Genomic DNA, 852 nt, shown 5'->3' on the forward strand with positions numbered 1-852 from the left:
CCGGCGCCGCCCGCCGCCGCAGCGCATCGCGCTCGCGGCCCTGCAGGATGGCCAGCACCAGCATGCACATGAACAGGTAGAACATGGTGCCGCTGTTGTGACCCAGGAACACCTGCGTGAGCCCGAAGCCGATGTAGGCGATGGGCAGCAGCACGCCCACCATGCGCAGGCACAGCACCTGGGGGTCCATGGTGCCGTGCTCCGTGGTCCGGCAGACGCGCCGGCGCGTCGGCCAGAAAAGCGCGAGCGGCACCGCATAGAACAGCAGCAGCACCGCCACGCCGGGCAGGCCGCGCTTGGCGAAGATGTCCAGCACCTCGTTGTGCGCATGGCTGAACCGCAGCACGAACGGATGGGCCTGCCCCGCGGCCACGCGCCGCTGCTTCTCGGCCTCGTAGCCGTAGCGGCCCCAACCGGTGAGCGGCCGGTCCAGGCCCATGGACCAGGCCAGTTTCCAGTGCGCGAGCCGCTGCCCGACCGAGCTGGCCGCATCGCCCTTGGATTCGTACTGGGTGATCTCCTGGCGCGCCTCGTCCACGCGGGAGCGCACGTCGTGCGCCTTGAGCGCCATGAGGCCCGCCATGCCGGCCAGGATCAGCGCCGCCCCGACCATCGCCAGCCGGCGCTGGCCGCAGCGGGCCTGCAGCCACGCGCAGACGGGCAGCGCCAGCGGCAGCACGAGCCAGCCCCCGCGCGACTCCGACAGCAGCGAGCCCTCGAAGCCCAGCAGGATGCACACCACCCAGCCCACGCGCTGCCAGGGCGCCCAGCGGCCCCACTGCACGAGCAGGGCCGCCGAACACATCAGGCCCAGCAGCAGGCTCAGGCCGCCGAACTGGATCGCATTGGTGT

1 protein-coding gene is annotated in these 852 nt (G+C 71.8%); it reads right to left on the reverse strand.

What is annotated here, in order from left to right:
* Positions 1–852, reverse strand: an 852-nt coding sequence (locus AC27KI_RS26110) for an O-antigen ligase family protein (protein ID WP_487116757.1), incomplete at both ends; no start/stop codon positions are given.

Source organism: Acidovorax sp. KPB24-03 (genome assembly GCF_057546605.1).